Here is a 15,164-nt window from a genome sequence, read left to right as displayed (position 1 = left end):
TTATAAAACTAATTTACGCAAACCGTCAACTAGCTCTGCTATGTCTACTGAAGTGTCATTACAAAACACAATCGAAGCATAATTTTTCTCTGGTATGCGCTCGTAGTTTGTCACTGTGCCAAGCCAACCACCGCTGTGATAAACAATTTCAACACCGTCCTTTTCACCAATAAATTGTCCGTTTGCATATTTACGCCCTTCCATGGTGATCTCAACACTGTTTGGACGCATAAACTGCCTAAGCAGCTTTGCAGGATCATTACCTAATTTAGGGTTATAAAAATAGGCGTCCCATTTAGCCATATCTTCAACTGTGGTGTGTAACCCGCCATCACCAACCCAAAACAGATTGGTCATATTGGTAAAGTATTCACCCTCTTTATTTTTGCTGTAACCATCAGCACGGTTTTTGACAATTTCTGTTGGTTCATCACTGAAAAAGGTATTGCTCATCCCTAGCGGTTTAAAAATGCGAGCATCACTGTACTCTCTTAAGCTTTCACCAGAAACGCGCTCCACCAGCATAGATAATAAGAAGTAAGCGTAATTACTATAACTAAACTCTTGATTAGGCTTATTTCTAAGAGGCATAGTTTTTACGTAATCGTAAAACTCTTCAATGGTTAGATAGTCTTCTTTACCTAAGCGGAATTCTCCACCCATGGTCGATTTAAGTTTGAAGGCGTCTTTGTCTAGCTCTGCATCGACAAAATCATAATCTCCCATGCCTGAAAAATGACCTAACATCGCATTAATCGTTACTGATTCTTTGTAATCTCTAAGCTCAGGTAGATATTTACGAATATCAGCATTTAAATTAATTTTACCTTCATCGGCAAGTAATAAGACTGCCATCCCTGTAAACTGCTTGGAAACAGACGCAATACGGTGAACATGTGAGCCATCAAGGGGCACGTTTAGCTCCATATTTGCTAAACCATAGCCTGCTTTGTGAATGAGTTTTCCATCTTTGATCACGCCCACACTACAACCAGGGCTGGTTGATTTGATCTCTGAAAACACATTATCGATTTCTGTTTTGTTAAGCGAAGTCGCTTGTGAAGATGTACTTGCTATTAAACCGGATACAGCCAATGCGATAAGTTTGCTTTTCATAACTATCCTTGAGTTATTAAAAAATTAAATAAAATTACATATTTTTTTTTGTAGTTAGCAACTGATTGTTTGTAACAAAGTGTTGAAAACTCAAGCAAAAGAACTTATTTTTTCAACAAATCGAAGTTGAACCTGATACCTTATAACATACTGTTTAATTTGACATTTTCATCATATAAGCAAATATAAAATGGTATTTGAAAACCACTTAAGGAAATTAGGATGAGAAATACTATTTTGTTTTCGACATTACTTTTAGCAGGGTCTGTGATAGCCGGTGAGCACAAAGAACATAATGACCATAAACATATGCATAATGCCAAATGCGGGCATGCCTCAGAGTGGCATATTGACCATTTTGATTATAATCATGATGGTCATGATCACCACACCCACGCAGGGCATACTCATGAAGCGTTAACTGAAACGCATAAGAAGCACAAACATGCACACAGTTTAGAATGTGGTCATAAACAGCGTATCGAAAATGGGCGAGTAGAATATAAACACGATGGTCACTGGCACCACCAACATGGCAATCACTTCCATGAAACACATGGTGAGTAAACTTTAAGCTTTCTAGAAAGTTGCTCAATAAACCTATACTTATTGAGCAACTACACATTCATAACTTTAATAAGAAGTGCTCTACTTTAACACTGCCAATAGCTTTAAAATATCGCTTTCGTCATTATAAATATGCGGTGAAACACGCAATCCATGTGCTCTAGCATCTATGCTTATTCCATCTTTAGCACATTCAGTTAAAGCTGTTTCTACTCCCATTTTCGGATTTATAATCACAGTCCCGCTGCGGTGATTTCTATCGTGGGGTGAAACCACTTGTTCGCCCAAATGTTGGATCAGTAAGTCTATTAAGTCTTGATTATGCTTCCTGAGCTTATCGCCAAGCTTAGAAAAATAGTCAATGCTGTGCGAAGCAAAAGCAAAAGGGGCAACACTGGGTGTACCGCCCCAGAACTTTAAAGCGCTATCGTGATAAGCAAAGTGGTGAATATCGAACTCAAACGGGTTTTCATGAGAAAACCAGCCTACATCTTTTGGCGCTAATCGCTCAATATGCTTACTGTTAAGCCACAAATAGGCGGCCCCTGGGCCACCACATAACCACTTTACGCTTGAACCAATCATAAAATCGGCATCAAGGTCGGTTAAATTTAGAGGAATAATCCCAGCAGATTGCGCAACATCAATAATGCTTAATGTATGATTGGCTTTAGCAAGCTTTACAATGTCATTGACTGGCGCGAGCTGCCCGGTATTTGAGTAGGCTTGACTAACAAAAACCAAATCGACATCGGCAGTTAAATGTTGCTGCCAAACGTCAATTTTCGTGATGTCTTTGTGTTCGGGAATATAGCGAATTATCGCCCCGTCAGGGAGGGCCTTTTGCATCGCAAATCCCATACTTGGGAAGTCTTGCGCACTCATTAAAACAACACTATTTTCGTTTAGTTCAGGCAACGCCATAATGAGTTTTGTAAGTCCACTCGATAAATTAACTTGAGGGCAGAACTGCATAGATGATGAGTTAAAAAGTCGGCCCAACGCTTGTTGAAACTCAGTAATAATGGCCAGCCAAGCTTGCCAAGGCTCCCTGCCCGAATCTTGCCATGGTGATAAATAGCTTTGTTTAAAATGGGTTTCGGCACTTTTTAGTGGTCTTCCAACCGAGTGATTCAATAAGTACGCTTCACTCGGTAATACAAAATCTTGTTTCATCTGGTTATCTGCTTAACATGGCTTTGAGTTTTTGAATATCGTGATAACGAGTAAAAATGTCCTCTCGCTGATTGGCGGCGCGACGGTCTCGAAGTTTTTCGAGTGAGCCAAGTAAGACTGACAGTGGCGGGCCGCTGGCTGTTACTTTATCTAGGTGTTGCTCTGACATTGAGTTTGAAGGCTGCGCAATATACTTTTCAACCAGTTGATTATGGTGCTGAGTAGCGCCTTTTCCGTGTAACTCACACACTTCTAAAAATAATGACACATTCTCTTGATACCAAGAAGCGCTGTGCTGGCTTTCAAGGTTTAAAAATAAATCCATCAAACTTGTGCGTCGCATACAATCACGCAAAATTTGCTGATCTTCTGGCATCATATACAAGAATTTATCTACCAGCATTTGTGAATAACTGGGCTCATTGGCAACACATAACCCGAGCAGCATATCAATCACATTAATACCAGCAAAGTCTCCAGCATTGGCACCACGATAAACCTGAGAACCCACTCTATGTGGTTTGTAATAAGGTCTTACACAGTAAAAAAATCGGTCTGTGTCGAGCTTATCAAACAACTCTTGGTTAGAGTCAATCACATCTTGCAGTGCAAATTTAGCAACTTTTAATAAATCGCCCGTGATTGGGTGCGATACGCCCAGCGGTAAGATTTTTAACAAGGCGTCAGCAGCGCGTTTATAGGCCAGAATACCCTTGGTGTTGTAATCAACGAAGGTTTTTTCGTCTGCGAGATCGGTAAAGCGTTTATACACTCCATTTACCGCGGTGTTGTGTGTCGTTAAATGCGCGGTGGCAAAACGTGGCGTGACACCTATCGACGCGCCAATGTGCATGGCTAATGTAGAGGCTTCAACTAAGGGTGAAGTACGCTCTCGGCTCGGCTCAGTTATTTCATGGCGTCTGCAAGCTGCCATATAGAGGCCAACATTGCCTAGTAAATCAAAGGCATTATCGAACCCTTCATCGGTATTACCTTCAGCAACTAAAGCTTTGATCAACTCTGTGCCTTCGGCCTGCAATTGTTGCTTTAATGCTTCACCGATATGTTCGACATTCGCTTTGTCTTCTTGCTGCCAATATAAGGTTTCGAGCTGTGAGTTTATCTCGCAGAATGAACTACGGATCCAAACATCAAACTCTCGTGTACATGCTGTCATAATTTTTATTCTTATTGGTATTGATAAATTAATAGTAGCAGTAGGCTGTGATAAAAATTCACCAATAAACTTGATTATTCCGCCCCCAATGAGTGATATTTAATAAAATAGCAATAAAAATTAGTGGAATTAACTAACATGCGTGTTGATAGTAAAGATTTAGCCATTTTAGACCTATTACAGTATCGTGGCCGAATGACAACCACTGAAGTGGCACAACAGGTTAATTTATCTGACACCCCTTGCCTTAGAAGGATAAAGAAACTGGAGCAAGAAGGCATTATTAAGGGCTATCAGGCCATTCTAGACCGAGAAAAGCTTAACCTATCGATTTTGGTGTATGCCCTAGTCAGGCTAAACGCCAATACTGATAAGCTCGCCGATGAGTTTGAAAACGAAGTAGAAGCCCTTGAGCAAGTAATGGAATGCTCGGTGATCACAGGCAGTTATGATTATTTGTTGAAAATAGTCGCCATAGATTTAAGCCACTACGAAAGCTTCGTGAAAAAATCGTTGGGACAGATCAGCAGTATCGCAGCGATTGAATCCACCGTAGTGTTAAAACAGACTTTCTCGCGCAATCAGTTGCCTTTGAAAACGCCGTAAAAATTTTCGCCTAATTAATAAGTTACTGCATTTGCTTTGAGGCCACTTCTTTTAGTTTATCTAAAATGACTTTTTGATTTCGATTATCGACAAAAGTAATTTGATTTGAACTGAATGCATTTTGCTGAGTGTCCATCGTATACATTTGCACGCGCCCAGTGCTGCCCCATAAGGTGTTGATCAATGCCTGCTTTTCACTCGGAAAAGAATATAGCTCTAATGAGCGATAGCTCAACGTATTGGAAGAAGATGGTAGTAACTCAGATTGCTCTGAGTTACGTTGCTGCTCTGGGCGAATATCAACATAGTTGTTATCACTAATTTGTACTCGCATCAGTGCTAAAGGCCGCAGCGATGTGCTTGCTCTACCCGAGTTTGACACCACTGCGTCCACAGTAAAAAACGTATTTTGCTCAAATTGCTGATCTTTTAGTTTTTGTAATTGTGTTTCGATATTGCGAATATCATCTCTTAAACGTTCATGGCGATTATTCGACTCACGGATCACATCGGTTATATCTTCTTTTACATCATTAAGCAGAAATGCCAATGCCGACAGATTGAGTGCAGGCTCTGCTTGGGCATTAAATTCCATCTGCGAATAATCTCGTGTAATAGCTAACACTTGGTTCTCAAAATACTGTGCTTCGGCGTCATCAATGTGATTACTCAAATCCCAGCTTTTTAACTCGCTGACACGAAACTCATCCAACGGATACTGTTGATTGGCAGGATCTAAATAAGCGTCTATTCGCTCCACGCTTTGTTGTAATTTCGTTTTTGTGATTGAGATATTTTTAAGGTCTTGTTTTGCTTTATCATAAGCAGTAAATAGAGTGCCAAGAGAGAATTCAGGAAAATCAATTTTATCGCCCCTTTGCCCCAAGTGATTAAATTCATACAACAAGTTTTCAGGAATGTAAGGCTCTAGCATTTGCAGCTCATCGGTATCAAGGGCAACCTTAAAATGAGCCGATTCAATTCGACTGATTGAAGTGATATCAATAGCCACCTCGGACGTTTCTACAAAGTAGATTTGCCATACGGTTACTGTGCCGCAGACACAACCCCAAGCCCTCCAAGCACAAGCCCCTTTAAATGGCTTTTAGTTTTGTTTAATAACCCTGTTTTTAGGGTCTGGTTAGTCTCATTATTTCCTTTATCGATCATGATTTAAGTACCTTTTAAATACACGAAGAAGCTTGAAAAAAGACCGCTCAACAGAGCGGCCAAACCTGCGTTTTGGGAAGTGCCAACAAAGGCCGCATCCTTGCGCGGAACGAATTCTGCTTATGCTGAATGTCGCTACTCCTTTAACTGGTTGGAATGCTATTGTGTGCTTAAGCCATGAAAATGAATCGGGGAAACTGATTAAATTTACAGACGAACTTCTTGGCCTTTAGCTATAATTTTTATAGAACGAAAATTGACCTTGTTGAAGCAGAATGTTAATTTTAACCTTTAATTAACAAAAATAAGGAAAGTTATGAAAATACGTTTAAAAAAATCCAGCCTTAAAAGTCTCTCTACAACAAACACCCTAAACATACAGCAAACGCCTCAAGTGCAAGGTGGGGGTGTAAGACCGAGCTTTTATACTTTTTGTAATACCTTTGAATACAACTGCCATGGTCAAGAAACTTTTCGCGATTGCTTAAGTGCCAAGCCTTGCTTTACCGATCATATTCAAGCTTGTTATTAATCTAATATATAAAAGGACATTTTATGAAGAAGTTAGTTTTAGCCTCTCTTGCAACCGCAACAATTGTACTTTCATTTTCTGCCGTAGCGGGCTACTGGGATTTTCGCATCTATAACTATGTTGATGAAAACGGTAAGGTAGTTGGCACGTTACACTTTCCCTGTTTTAATCGAAAAGCTGTCATTACTGGTGAAACTACGAAAAACAAAGTTCTAGTAGAAGCGGGTACATGCCTTTAGTTTTTTTTGGTAGTGTCAAATGACACTACCAATTAAATTAAAAGCATATCAACCATCATTTTAAAGCTCGGTACAAAAGTATATAACGTTAAAAACAATAACCAGAGCACGATAAATAATTCAAATAACCTCATTTCTCTCTCCAAAGCGATAAGTTACCTAAAGACTGTTGGGTGTTAAAAGCACTCAAGCCTTTACAGGCGAGTTGTCTAGCTAACCAATCACAATGATAGTGCGCTGCCAAATTTAATTGGTAGAACTGACTTTGCTTAAAGCCATTTAGATTGTGAATAACAAACTCTTTGTCACCGCCCGCTAAATTCTGTGCTTGGTCTAATAAATACGCGGGCCTTAATGCTAAACCATAAAGCAGCAACAAAGGTAACTTATCAAAATTTGTGCTTTGCTGCTGAGATGAGCAAGCTTCAGTAATAAGCGCTAACCAAACAGCTTCGCCATAACGTTTTCGATTTAACTCCTCTAAACATTGCTCCAGTTTTTCATAAAACTGACCGCTCCCTGGTTGTGAGCTAAATAATTCCCAAGGCGCTGTTTGCGGCATGGGCCTGTTTTGCTTAAAGCTATAAATGGCCAACCAGGTATTCAACCACGCATGCAATAGTGACTGGGTTGAATGAGGAGCAGACCAACTTTGTTGCAGTACGAACAAACGACAACCAAGCAATGCCAGAGGCGCTGAGCGCACCTGGTCGTGATAACGCTGTTTGTAAATCACATCATTGATGGCTTTGTGAATGAATTTACTGTTCTCTAGTGGCTTCAATAACGACAGTGCATCGTCAGGTTCTGAAATCGCTTCTGAGTCAAATATCTTGCTCTGAACTTGCTGCGCTTGAAGCTCATATTGCGTTTTTACGCTTTGAGTTTGCTGCGAGGCTCTATGGGCCAAACGCTGCTTAAAGTGATGCTTTAAATCTCCTCCCCCTTGCCAATCTACGTCGGTCAACGGGTTGTAAAAACACTGTGTTTGTGCAAATTGCGTATTGTGTTGCGCCATGTTATTCACCGAAGTACTAGAGCCCACTTTACACACGGTGACTTTACTTGATGCAGAGTACTCGCTATTTGACGAAGTTTCCATCGCCGGGAACTCCTCAAATGCTAAAGCACAGTTATTCGGTCCATAACGCAGTTCTGACTGACCTTTACGGGCCACAATTGGCTTAAAACTGTAGTCGTTAAACTGCCAAGATTCGGTCTGCTCAGAGTTAGCGAACTGCTGGCTTGTCCCGTAACAATAATAGGCTAACTCTCTGGCATCATTTAAAGGCATACCCGCCATGATCCCGGCTACAAGCGTTGCGTAATAATGAAATTGCTGATCCATAAAAATCCTTTTAGGCCGCCCTTTACTCAAAAAACCTTTTTAAGTGCTGGCGGCGCTAGCCGTTATTAACCGTTATACCCAATCGCAACGGTATCTGGGTTGCTACTACGCAGCGATTCTACAAATCTATTAAGCACTTGATCTGCCGTATCTTTGTCTATTGGAGATTCATTGATATAAGGGTCTAGATCGCTACGAATATGACCACCAGTTAAATCATCTTTTTGACGTTGCACAACGATGGCGTTTATGGCTTGGCAAAACGCAAATGGATCTGTTTTACAATAAATACGATGCTGCTGTGCAACCTTGCTACCTTGCTTATAACGAGGTGCACAATACGACACCATATAAGGTTGCACTGTGGGGTCATTGCCAACAATGTCTGCACATGAGAACAACACAAAGTCTGTCGACTTAAATTCATCCATCACTTGATTACACATAGGTAAGTCGCCTTCGACGCCTAAGTTGTAATCACAGAAGAAAACATCAATCCCCTTCACTAGGTGAGACAGCATGGTATTGAACGCACTCTGCACAATGTCTGGGATTTGGTCGTCTTCAGGTAGCAAACTGAACTCTTTTGATTCTACGGTTATCGCACTGCGCCAATGTGCTAATAACTCAGGGGTATCACGTCCATCTCTATCTTTGTAGGCGACCTTATAGCCATTATCAAACAGCTCTTCGACTTCAGGTTGGTCGGTTAAAAATGCAAACTTGCGGCCATCTGCTGCAACGCAAGAGCAAAAAACTAGTTTAGTCATTCAGAAAACTCCACGATTAATATGTCATTTGTGTCTGAATGAGTTTAAAAATATCCTAACTAAGTCACTTGGGTTAAAAGCCTAATTAGTCAGGCTAAATTACACTTTTAACTAGAGGTTGACGGAGCCATGTTTGCCAGCGTTGTTGATGAGCAACTAAGCATTCATTTAAGTATTCAAGAGACAGAGTGAAAGGGGCGTAGAAAAAATGGTTAGGAGCCGAGTCTTTCAATTCATCAAGATAATCTGCTTGAGTGAAAGCACTCAACGGCTTAAATAACGATTTGCTTTTTCCCTTTTGTATCCATTGCACAAAGGTATAGTCTTCGTCTTTAGCTTGTGCGGCTAATGCCAACAAGGTAGTTAAACTAATTTGCTCTTTTGCTGACTTGGATATTAATCGCGCTATCATCTGCTCAATAGACCATGCTTGCGCCTCAGTAAATACATTTTGTTGATAAGCATGTAGCACATGAGCAAAAGTCAGTGATTGAATATTACTGGTTTGTTTTAATAAAGGTAAAACCTTATCGAGGTCTTCTGTAATGACGCTGTTAACTACCTCCCTCGGACTACTTAGCCAAAAGGTGAGCTCTCCCAGGCTTATCTGCAACTTGTTTGCAATAAGCGGAGCGGTGATATTTACTTGCTCTTCTGAACCTTCAATATGCGTGGTATTAAGTTTGTGTTTTAACTCTTTACTCCGTTTCTCATCTGGTTGTCCACCAAAGCGAGCTTGTTGAATATCTTCTTGTGGCATTCCAAAATTAGATTCATAAGTTTGTTTTTCCAGCTGGCTTTGCTCGTTTAACTCTACCCTCTCTGGTTCTGGCCTTTCTAGTTGTTTGTCATACTGAGCATTTTGAACTTCATCGGTTAGTGAACGTGTTCTGTCGTTATCACTATTACTAACAGAACTCATGGCCTCCGAGGGTAAACTGCACAACATAGTGGGGATTTGTGCGACATAGAATGCATAGGGGTTTGCAGCGCTGTCAAAATGTGCCAGCGGTGCGTCTGTTTCAACAGGTTGCTCTGCATCGCTATTATCATTTTGTTTTTCTAGTTCCAAACCATCTTGTGGTTCTTTTGTTAAATCATCTTCAACATGCGTCTTCTCAGCTTCTAATACATCGTGTTTTTTGAGGCTAGAAGATTGGCCGTTATCCGTTGCTGAACGCTGGGTGATTCTTACTACTCTGATAGGCGCAAACTTGAATGGTCGAATGATCCTGACTCTAGTCGCTTGCTGGCGCTTTTTTTTATCTGTCATTGTAAACTCCTCACCATCGAAGTGCATAACACTTCGACGGATACAACATCATAACTTAACGAGCTAGTGCAGAGGTTAAACATGACATGGCGGCATTAATGGCTTTTTGGACCGTCGCTTTAGCTATGATTTCTAAAGTGATAAGTTCAACCTCCAAAATCGCTTTTTCTCGTTCTAGTTCAGCTGTAAACTCATCTTCATTTATCTCGCCATTTAGTTTAGCCTGCGCTAAAGCTTCAATTGATGCTTTCTGCGCATTCAAGGCTTTCTGCAAAGGCCCTGACATTTGCTGTGCTTCATCACCAACGACATTCAACGCGGTGTCTAACATCTGTTTGTATAAATCATTTATGTTCATAAGGTTGTCCTTTTATTACTGTTTTGCTTGTTCGCCACGGATCATGGCAAGAAAAAGTCGCTGATACTGCTGCTTGCGCGTTTTGATCAAAAAGTCTGAAATGCTATTTGCTTGCTGATGCTGTTTTTTATCTTGTAGCCAAAGATTTTGGGTTATTTCCACCTGCTTGGTTGTTAACTCATTTAATTCTCTGACTTTTTGACGCATAAGTAGGGCTGATAACTCAACTTCAATATTGAGATATGTACTCTGACTAAAGTGAAAGGTGCGCTTCTCTTTTGGCAGCTCACTCAGCTGTACATAAAATCTATCGACTTTTTTAGCGACATCCATGATCTGCTGCTCAGTTTGCCTATCAAAACTTGATACCATTTGCAGTGCACAGCCTGAGGCCATGCTGAGAATCAACAAGCTACCAATCACTACCAGTACTTTTAACCAAGACTTAACCATATTACTTCTCCTCATTGCGGATTATCTTTGCTAAGTACTGACTGAGTAACTGCTGGAAATCAGCACTCGACATAGAGGGGGAACTCGCAACTTGTTGCTGAATCGCCATAAGTTCTTGTGAAAGATGCGCTTCATATTCAAGCTGTTCAGACTTAAATTGATTTAATAAGCTCTGTTTGACGGTTTCTAGATCTTCTGGTTGTTGCGGTGAGATAAACGACTGTGCGGTATCAACTATTCTATCGAGGATGGTATAAACCAAGTTGGCCGAAAAGCCGCCCACCAAAGCCATGGTAATTTTCAAAGCAGCATGACTCATTCCGCCGCCCATACCCGCGCTCTGCTCTGCGGTTTTGGCTACAGCATCTAAATTAATAGGAATAAGCTGAGTCAAAATAATGCCTGAGATTAAACCAACCACAAATCGAACCCAATAAGAGCTCTCGTATTTGGCATCAAAGCATCCTGCAGTCACATAGCTGTTTGCTTTAAACAAAGCTGAGAACGAGGCGCCAATGGCCGCAGAGGCAAGCAATATCGCTTGCACATACAAAAGGCGAGCACCTTCCATATCGAACATGCTGGCCACCATATTATCGTTGTTAATATATGAGGACAGACTCAGGCTAATCAGCGTAACCAAAGAGATGATTGCCACTAACATCATTTTGCGTATAAGTGGCACTCTGCCTAAAAACAAAAACCATGTTTGTTTTTCTTGCTCTTGGGCCATCATTAAAATTGTTTCTGGCATTGCTGGCGTGACGAGTTCAGCTAACTGATTATGTGCTTTTGTTAAACTGACAATGTCTGTGTGAGTTTGCTCCTGTTGGAGTTGCTCTACCAGCTTACTTGGCACAGCTAACCCCTTTTGCAAAGCAAAATGTGCCATAGCTTGACCTTGTTTGAGCAGCTTCTCATGAAGATCTGTACTTCTGTTTTCCAAGACATTTAGCCGTTCAAAGCCCTCGGCCTCAAAATGCTTTTCATGTTCCATGATATTCCTTACTTGTTTGAGAACTTAGATTGAAAGCTTAAATTTAAAGTACCCTTGAACAGAAAACTCGGTGGCATTAACGCAAATAGAATCGCTTTATTGCCTGTGTTTTAAATATGTATTTCAGACATGCTGGAGGAGAAAGTAAGGAAATAAAAATGAGCCAAAAAGCATTAATAAGTGCAATTGTCTGCACACTAAAAGTCTATAAACCCAAAAAAATTAAACCCAAGTTCAAAGCCAAACACTTTAGCCAAAAACAAAAAGTGCAAGTTTGCTTAAAAGGGTCATTAGTTGGACTTGTTACGCTAGGAAAACTTAAACAAGAGCAAGATAAATTAAACCAGCAACTTGCCGCTTTCTTTGACAAGTAGCCAGTTTAAATGACAAGGGTTAGATAGTTTCAATTTATCCAACCCTGTCTTACTTAGATTGAGGGGTCGTTTGATTTGGCTCGAGTTGTTTACGAATATTAGCGATCGCTTTGTCCATCATCGCAAACAATATCTCCACGTGATAGCCCATAAGAAAAGCTAAAGCCATAGGTGATAACGAAGCACCTAAACCTGCCTCTTCAGGTTTCAAGAACCAACCAACAATCATGCCAGCCAATGAGCCTAGGGGTAACCTTAAGCGATAACGTATTTCGTCATCATAAGTAAATGTAAGAGATTTTATCTCACGAAGAAGATCTCTAAGCACAAAGATAAATGCGCCGAGTAAGCCATAGAGCAAAGGCAGAATATAACTTTGCAACACATTTAAAATAGAGTCTGAAAATAAGTCATGTTCGAAGAAGGTTAGCTGAGACAAGTAATGGGCTTGCTCTAGCTGAAGCTGCTGTTGTTTTACCTTCAGTTCAGGGTCGCTCAAGCTCAATTGCTCTGCCCTAAGCTGAAAAGACAACTGATTGTAATCAGGTAAATTTGGGTTAAAACTAAACCCCAACATCCAAATGCTGTTCCAAGACTTTAACAGGCTATAGTTCGCATCAAACTGCTGCTCAAGGGTCTCTAGCGCCTGATTAAGTTGTGTGTACTCATTCGCAAGGCTGTTTGCAGGCAGTGTTTCCAACTTGAGTGTAATCCGCGCTTTTTCAGTAAAGGCATGCTTTAAATTGCTATTTAGGTTAGCTCCGAATAAATAGTACACCTGAATAATCAATAAAGAAACAAGCGCCAATAAGGCATAACGACGATACCAAGCAACTGCACTTTCTGCTTTTGTAAGTGCTCTTTTTTCAGCTCTCTCATTTGGTATAACTGATTGAATACTTTCAACTGTGACTGGGTGAACAGCTTTTGATAATGCATCATAGTTCAAAAGGAATAAGGTTTCGTCTTCAACCTGCCAAGTACCGCTCTGGACCTTAAACTTAGCTTCAACAACATTTTTGGCAATACGCTCATCTAGCTCAATGGCGCCCTCTCGAGACATATAATTGAGTAACTGCAATGCATCGTCGACTAGGGTGACAATATCTTGGCTGGGTTTATTCACTATTTGCTCTGGTTTTTTCTTTCGCATTAATAAACTAAGGGGCACTTAGCCCCTCCCTCTATGCATACGCATATTCTGAAACCAATACTTTTTGATAATCGAATAGCCTGCCAACATCACCGTTATTATTCCAAATTGCTCTATTGCTATTAAACGAGAACCCACCAGTAGACTCGTTAATCTGATTGGTATACACCCTAAGTTCAGAATGAGGCATCAGCTTGCTACCCACAGGGAATTGAAATCTCTGTCTTCCATTAGAAGTAATTTCCCAAAGGCTCAGATCAATAATATGATTACCTAAATTGCCGATCTCTATATATTCATCGGATTCTTTCTTCGGGTCATTACCGTCAAAAAAGATATGTGTGATCCCAACATCATGATGCGCATCTCGGCCATAAGCATAACAACTCACCAGATTACTTTGATTGTCATAAAGAGAAACCGTATCCCCTTTATTATTTAGAATGGGTCGGCGACTATCAAAGCTATAGGCATTTTCACGATTGGTATAAACACGGATAACATCTTGTGGAAATAGCAAAGTGTGTTTGTTGAAATCATAATCTTGCCCTTCAGAGCCCGCATTCAATCGCCATCCTGATAAATCAATAATAGAAGGTCCTAAGTTACTTATTTCAATATACTCATCTTCGAAAGACGCAAAACCAGCATTTACTGCACTAATCTGTACTTGGACTGAACTAAAGAGCGCAAAGTTAGTATTCCACCAAGTAGAAAATGGATCCGGCTCTTTTTTTACAGTATCTAATTGTGCAGTCAGCAACTCACTTAACTGCTGCCAAGTACGAAGTTTGTCTTTACTGAATACAAGAGATTGTGCTTTTTCCAAGTCATCTAAAGTGAAGTTACTCATACATCCGCTCCTTGAATCTCAAGATACTGCTTTGCTCTATTAAGAAACTTGGCCCGCTCTTCAAGACCATGGTAACCACCATTTATGCGCTTCGTAATCGACTTTAGGTCATCCTGATCTGCATACTGATTTAGGTGACGACTATGCCAAAAATAACATGCAGTCATCACCGCCGCATTTGGATCGTTTGCGAGACCATCTGGTTGCTCAACAAGCGGCAACCCTATGGCATTCCCACAGGCTCGATAGTTCTCTTTACCAGTTAGCTGTATTAAGCCTCGCCCTCGATATTTCCAGCCATCACCAGAGCCTATATCACCATTACCCATGCGATTGGCATACACAACATTTGCAATTTTTTCTTGATTTCTCGCATATTGTTCAGCTATTTCATCTGTTTGAAAGTATTTACCGAACACCAATCGCAATGCTCTCGCACTATAGTTTAGGTTTTCAACCTTATATTTGAACTGACCACTTTCATGAGCAATTTGCGCAATGAAATGTGCAACACGTAACGGGGTATTAATATCAAAAGTAGCTAATCTGTTTTGGATAGCTGGTAAGTAGTGTTGGATGTCGTTGTCTTTAGCCTGAGGCATGATATGACGCAGCATGTCGAAGTCTATATTCATCACAGTTTCCTTGTTTTAATGGATGTTATTACTATGCCTGAGCCATAAATTCGGACTCAGTGAAAACAAGGATAGATTCGGGTTAATGGTGCAAAAGGTTACCGATAGTGAAGCAGTGCAAAGTTAATGACAGCGAGCAAGGCGAGTACATTTGCTTTGCGCAAGGTGAAGTGAGCCATTTTATCTATTGCAGAGAGACTTAAAGCAAAAAAGCCCGACTCTTTCGAATCGGGCTTTCTCTAAATAGGTGCTTGGCAATGTTCTACTTTCACATGGGAGACCCACACTATCATCGACGCTGTTTCGTTTCACTTCTGAGTTCGGCATGGAGTCAGGTGGTTCCAAAACGCTATGGTCACCAAGCAAA

Annotated in this window: 18 protein-coding genes and 1 rRNA gene; 4 read left to right on the top strand and 15 right to left on the bottom strand. The window is 40.6% G+C overall.

What is annotated here, in order from left to right:
• Complete coding sequence (locus ABMY35_RS08260; protein WP_349285763.1) at positions 1-1,116, bottom strand: serine hydrolase domain-containing protein; 1,116 nt, start codon at positions 1,114-1,116, stop codon at positions 1-3.
• 222 nt (positions 1,117-1,338) lie between these two features.
• Between ABMY35_RS08260 and ABMY35_RS08255 the strand changes: the two genes are divergently transcribed.
• Positions 1,339-1,683: a hypothetical protein gene (locus ABMY35_RS08255; RefSeq protein WP_130256660.1), complete on the top strand. Its 345-nt coding sequence runs from the start codon at positions 1,339-1,341 to the stop codon at positions 1,681-1,683.
• An 81-nt stretch (positions 1,684-1,764) separates the two neighbouring features.
• On the opposite strand, the gene ABMY35_RS08250 is transcribed toward ABMY35_RS08255, so the two are convergent.
• Positions 1,765-2,859: an aminotransferase class V-fold PLP-dependent enzyme gene (locus tag ABMY35_RS08250; protein ID WP_349285762.1), complete on the bottom strand. Its 1,095-nt coding sequence runs from the start codon at positions 2,857-2,859 to the stop codon at positions 1,765-1,767.
• A 4-nt stretch (positions 2,860-2,863) separates the two neighbouring features.
• Positions 2,864-4,036, bottom strand: a complete 1,173-nt coding sequence (locus ABMY35_RS08245; RefSeq protein ID WP_349285761.1) for a monodechloroaminopyrrolnitrin synthase PrnB family protein — start codon at positions 4,034-4,036, stop codon at positions 2,864-2,866.
• A 138-nt stretch (positions 4,037-4,174) separates the two neighbouring features.
• Between ABMY35_RS08245 and ABMY35_RS08240 the strand changes: the two genes are divergently transcribed.
• Entirely contained in the window at positions 4,175-4,642 is a 468-nt protein-coding gene (locus ABMY35_RS08240) for an Lrp/AsnC family transcriptional regulator (protein ID WP_349285760.1), read from the top strand.
• Positions 4,643-4,664: 22 nt separating this feature from the next.
• Here the strand turns inward: ABMY35_RS08240 and ABMY35_RS08235 are convergent, their stop codons facing one another.
• Together ABMY35_RS08235 and ABMY35_RS08230 are read right to left on the bottom strand one after the other, a co-directional pair.
• Positions 4,665-5,654, bottom strand: coding sequence for a hypothetical protein (locus ABMY35_RS08235; protein WP_349285759.1), 990 nt, complete (start codon positions 5,652-5,654; stop codon positions 4,665-4,667).
• Positions 5,655-5,689: 35 nt separating this feature from the next.
• A complete protein-coding gene (locus tag ABMY35_RS08230; protein ID WP_349285758.1) occupies positions 5,690-5,812 on the bottom strand; it encodes a hypothetical protein in 123 nt (40 codons plus the stop codon).
• A gap of 555 nt (positions 5,813-6,367) precedes the next feature.
• Here ABMY35_RS08230 and ABMY35_RS08225 point away from each other — a divergent pair.
• A complete protein-coding gene (locus ABMY35_RS08225; RefSeq protein WP_349285757.1) occupies positions 6,368-6,583 on the top strand; it encodes a hypothetical protein in 216 nt (71 codons plus the stop codon).
• Positions 6,584-6,713: 130 nt separating this feature from the next.
• On the opposite strand, the gene ABMY35_RS08220 is transcribed toward ABMY35_RS08225, so the two are convergent.
• The 6 genes from ABMY35_RS08220 to ABMY35_RS08195 all read right to left on the bottom strand — a co-directional run bounded on the left by ABMY35_RS08220 (position 6,714) and on the right by ABMY35_RS08195 (position 11,782).
• Positions 6,714-7,931 carry a hypothetical protein gene (locus ABMY35_RS08220; protein ID WP_349285756.1) on the bottom strand — a complete coding sequence of 406 codons (1,218 nt, stop codon included), beginning with the start codon at positions 7,929-7,931 and terminating at the stop codon, positions 6,714-6,716.
• 65 nt (positions 7,932-7,996) lie between these two features.
• Complete coding sequence (locus ABMY35_RS08215) at positions 7,997-8,701, bottom strand: hypothetical protein (RefSeq protein ID WP_349285755.1); 705 nt, start codon at positions 8,699-8,701, stop codon at positions 7,997-7,999.
• A gap of 94 nt (positions 8,702-8,795) precedes the next feature.
• The gene (locus ABMY35_RS08210) at positions 8,796-9,974 is read right to left on the bottom strand and encodes a hypothetical protein (RefSeq protein WP_349285754.1); all 1,179 of its coding nucleotides are present in this window, start codon (positions 9,972-9,974) and stop codon (positions 8,796-8,798) included.
• Between the two features lie 55 nt (positions 9,975-10,029).
• The gene (locus ABMY35_RS08205) at positions 10,030-10,332 is read right to left on the bottom strand and encodes a hypothetical protein (RefSeq protein WP_058029318.1); all 303 of its coding nucleotides are present in this window, start codon (positions 10,330-10,332) and stop codon (positions 10,030-10,032) included.
• A 15-nt stretch (positions 10,333-10,347) separates the two neighbouring features.
• Positions 10,348-10,785 carry a hypothetical protein gene (locus tag ABMY35_RS08200; RefSeq protein WP_349285753.1) on the bottom strand — a complete coding sequence of 146 codons (438 nt, stop codon included), beginning with the start codon at positions 10,783-10,785 and terminating at the stop codon, positions 10,348-10,350.
• Between the two features lies 1 nt (position 10,786).
• Entirely contained in the window at positions 10,787-11,782 is a 996-nt protein-coding gene (locus tag ABMY35_RS08195) for a hypothetical protein (protein WP_349285752.1), read from the bottom strand.
• A 116-nt stretch (positions 11,783-11,898) separates the two neighbouring features.
• Here ABMY35_RS08195 and ABMY35_RS08190 point away from each other — a divergent pair, with 116 nt between their 5' ends.
• Positions 11,899-12,156 carry a hypothetical protein gene (locus ABMY35_RS08190; RefSeq protein WP_349285751.1) on the top strand — a complete coding sequence of 86 codons (258 nt, stop codon included), beginning with the start codon at positions 11,899-11,901 and terminating at the stop codon, positions 12,154-12,156.
• Between the two features lie 49 nt (positions 12,157-12,205).
• Here the strand turns inward: ABMY35_RS08190 and ABMY35_RS08185 are convergent, their stop codons facing one another.
• The 4 genes from ABMY35_RS08185 to rrf all read right to left on the bottom strand — a co-directional run bounded on the left by ABMY35_RS08185 (position 12,206) and on the right by rrf (position 15,160).
• Positions 12,206-13,309: a hypothetical protein gene (locus ABMY35_RS08185; protein WP_349285750.1), complete on the bottom strand. Its 1,104-nt coding sequence runs from the start codon at positions 13,307-13,309 to the stop codon at positions 12,206-12,208.
• A gap of 31 nt (positions 13,310-13,340) precedes the next feature.
• Positions 13,341-14,162, bottom strand: coding sequence for a lamin tail domain-containing protein (locus tag ABMY35_RS08180; RefSeq protein ID WP_349285749.1), 822 nt, complete (start codon positions 14,160-14,162; stop codon positions 13,341-13,343).
• Positions 14,159-14,797: a glycoside hydrolase family 19 protein gene (locus ABMY35_RS08175; RefSeq protein ID WP_349285748.1), complete on the bottom strand. Its 639-nt coding sequence runs from the start codon at positions 14,795-14,797 to the stop codon at positions 14,159-14,161. The genes ABMY35_RS08180 and ABMY35_RS08175 overlap by 4 nt, the downstream gene beginning before the upstream one ends.
• Before the next feature lie 249 nt (positions 14,798-15,046).
• A 5S ribosomal RNA gene (rrf, locus tag ABMY35_RS08170) occupies positions 15,047-15,160 on the bottom strand.
• Positions 15,161-15,164 lie beyond the last annotated feature (4 nt).

The sequence above is a fragment of the Pseudoalteromonas sp. BZB3 genome, assembly GCF_040104455.1.
Classification (GTDB): domain Bacteria; phylum Pseudomonadota; class Gammaproteobacteria; order Enterobacterales; family Alteromonadaceae; genus Pseudoalteromonas.
Note: the sequence above shows the minus strand (reverse complement) of the source record. Positions and strands in the feature narration are given on the sequence as shown.

Coding starts and splice junctions, on each gene's coding strand:
- ABMY35_RS08260 (WP_349285763.1), bottom strand. CDS start 1,116: ATGAAAAGCAAACTTATCGCATTGGCTGTATCCGGTTTAATAGCAAGT.
- ABMY35_RS08255 (WP_130256660.1), top strand. CDS start 1,339: ATGAGAAATACTATTTTGTTTTCGACATTACTTTTAGCAGGGTCTGTG.
- ABMY35_RS08250 (WP_349285762.1), bottom strand. CDS start 2,859: ATGAAACAAGATTTTGTATTACCGAGTGAAGCGTACTTATTGAATCAC.
- ABMY35_RS08245 (WP_349285761.1), bottom strand. CDS start 4,036: ATGACAGCATGTACACGAGAGTTTGATGTTTGGATCCGTAGTTCATTC.
- ABMY35_RS08240 (WP_349285760.1), top strand. CDS start 4,175: ATGCGTGTTGATAGTAAAGATTTAGCCATTTTAGACCTATTACAGTAT.
- ABMY35_RS08230 (WP_349285758.1), bottom strand. CDS start 5,812: ATGATCGATAAAGGAAATAATGAGACTAACCAGACCCTAAAAACAGGG.
- ABMY35_RS08225 (WP_349285757.1), top strand. CDS start 6,368: ATGAAGAAGTTAGTTTTAGCCTCTCTTGCAACCGCAACAATTGTACTT.
- ABMY35_RS08220 (WP_349285756.1), bottom strand. CDS start 7,931: ATGGATCAGCAATTTCATTATTACGCAACGCTTGTAGCCGGGATCATG.
- ABMY35_RS08215 (WP_349285755.1), bottom strand. CDS start 8,701: ATGACTAAACTAGTTTTTTGCTCTTGCGTTGCAGCAGATGGCCGCAAG.
- ABMY35_RS08210 (WP_349285754.1), bottom strand. CDS start 9,974: ATGACAGATAAAAAAAAGCGCCAGCAAGCGACTAGAGTCAGGATCATT.
- ABMY35_RS08205 (WP_058029318.1), bottom strand. CDS start 10,332: ATGAACATAAATGATTTATACAAACAGATGTTAGACACCGCGTTGAAT.
- ABMY35_RS08200 (WP_349285753.1), bottom strand. CDS start 10,785: ATGGTTAAGTCTTGGTTAAAAGTACTGGTAGTGATTGGTAGCTTGTTG.
- ABMY35_RS08195 (WP_349285752.1), bottom strand. CDS start 11,782: ATGGAACATGAAAAGCATTTTGAGGCCGAGGGCTTTGAACGGCTAAAT.
- ABMY35_RS08190 (WP_349285751.1), top strand. CDS start 11,899: ATGTATTTCAGACATGCTGGAGGAGAAAGTAAGGAAATAAAAATGAGC.
- ABMY35_RS08185 (WP_349285750.1), bottom strand. CDS start 13,309: ATGCGAAAGAAAAAACCAGAGCAAATAGTGAATAAACCCAGCCAAGAT.
- ABMY35_RS08180 (WP_349285749.1), bottom strand. CDS start 14,162: ATGAGTAACTTCACTTTAGATGACTTGGAAAAAGCACAATCTCTTGTA.
- ABMY35_RS08175 (WP_349285748.1), bottom strand. CDS start 14,797: ATGAATATAGACTTCGACATGCTGCGTCATATCATGCCTCAGGCTAAA.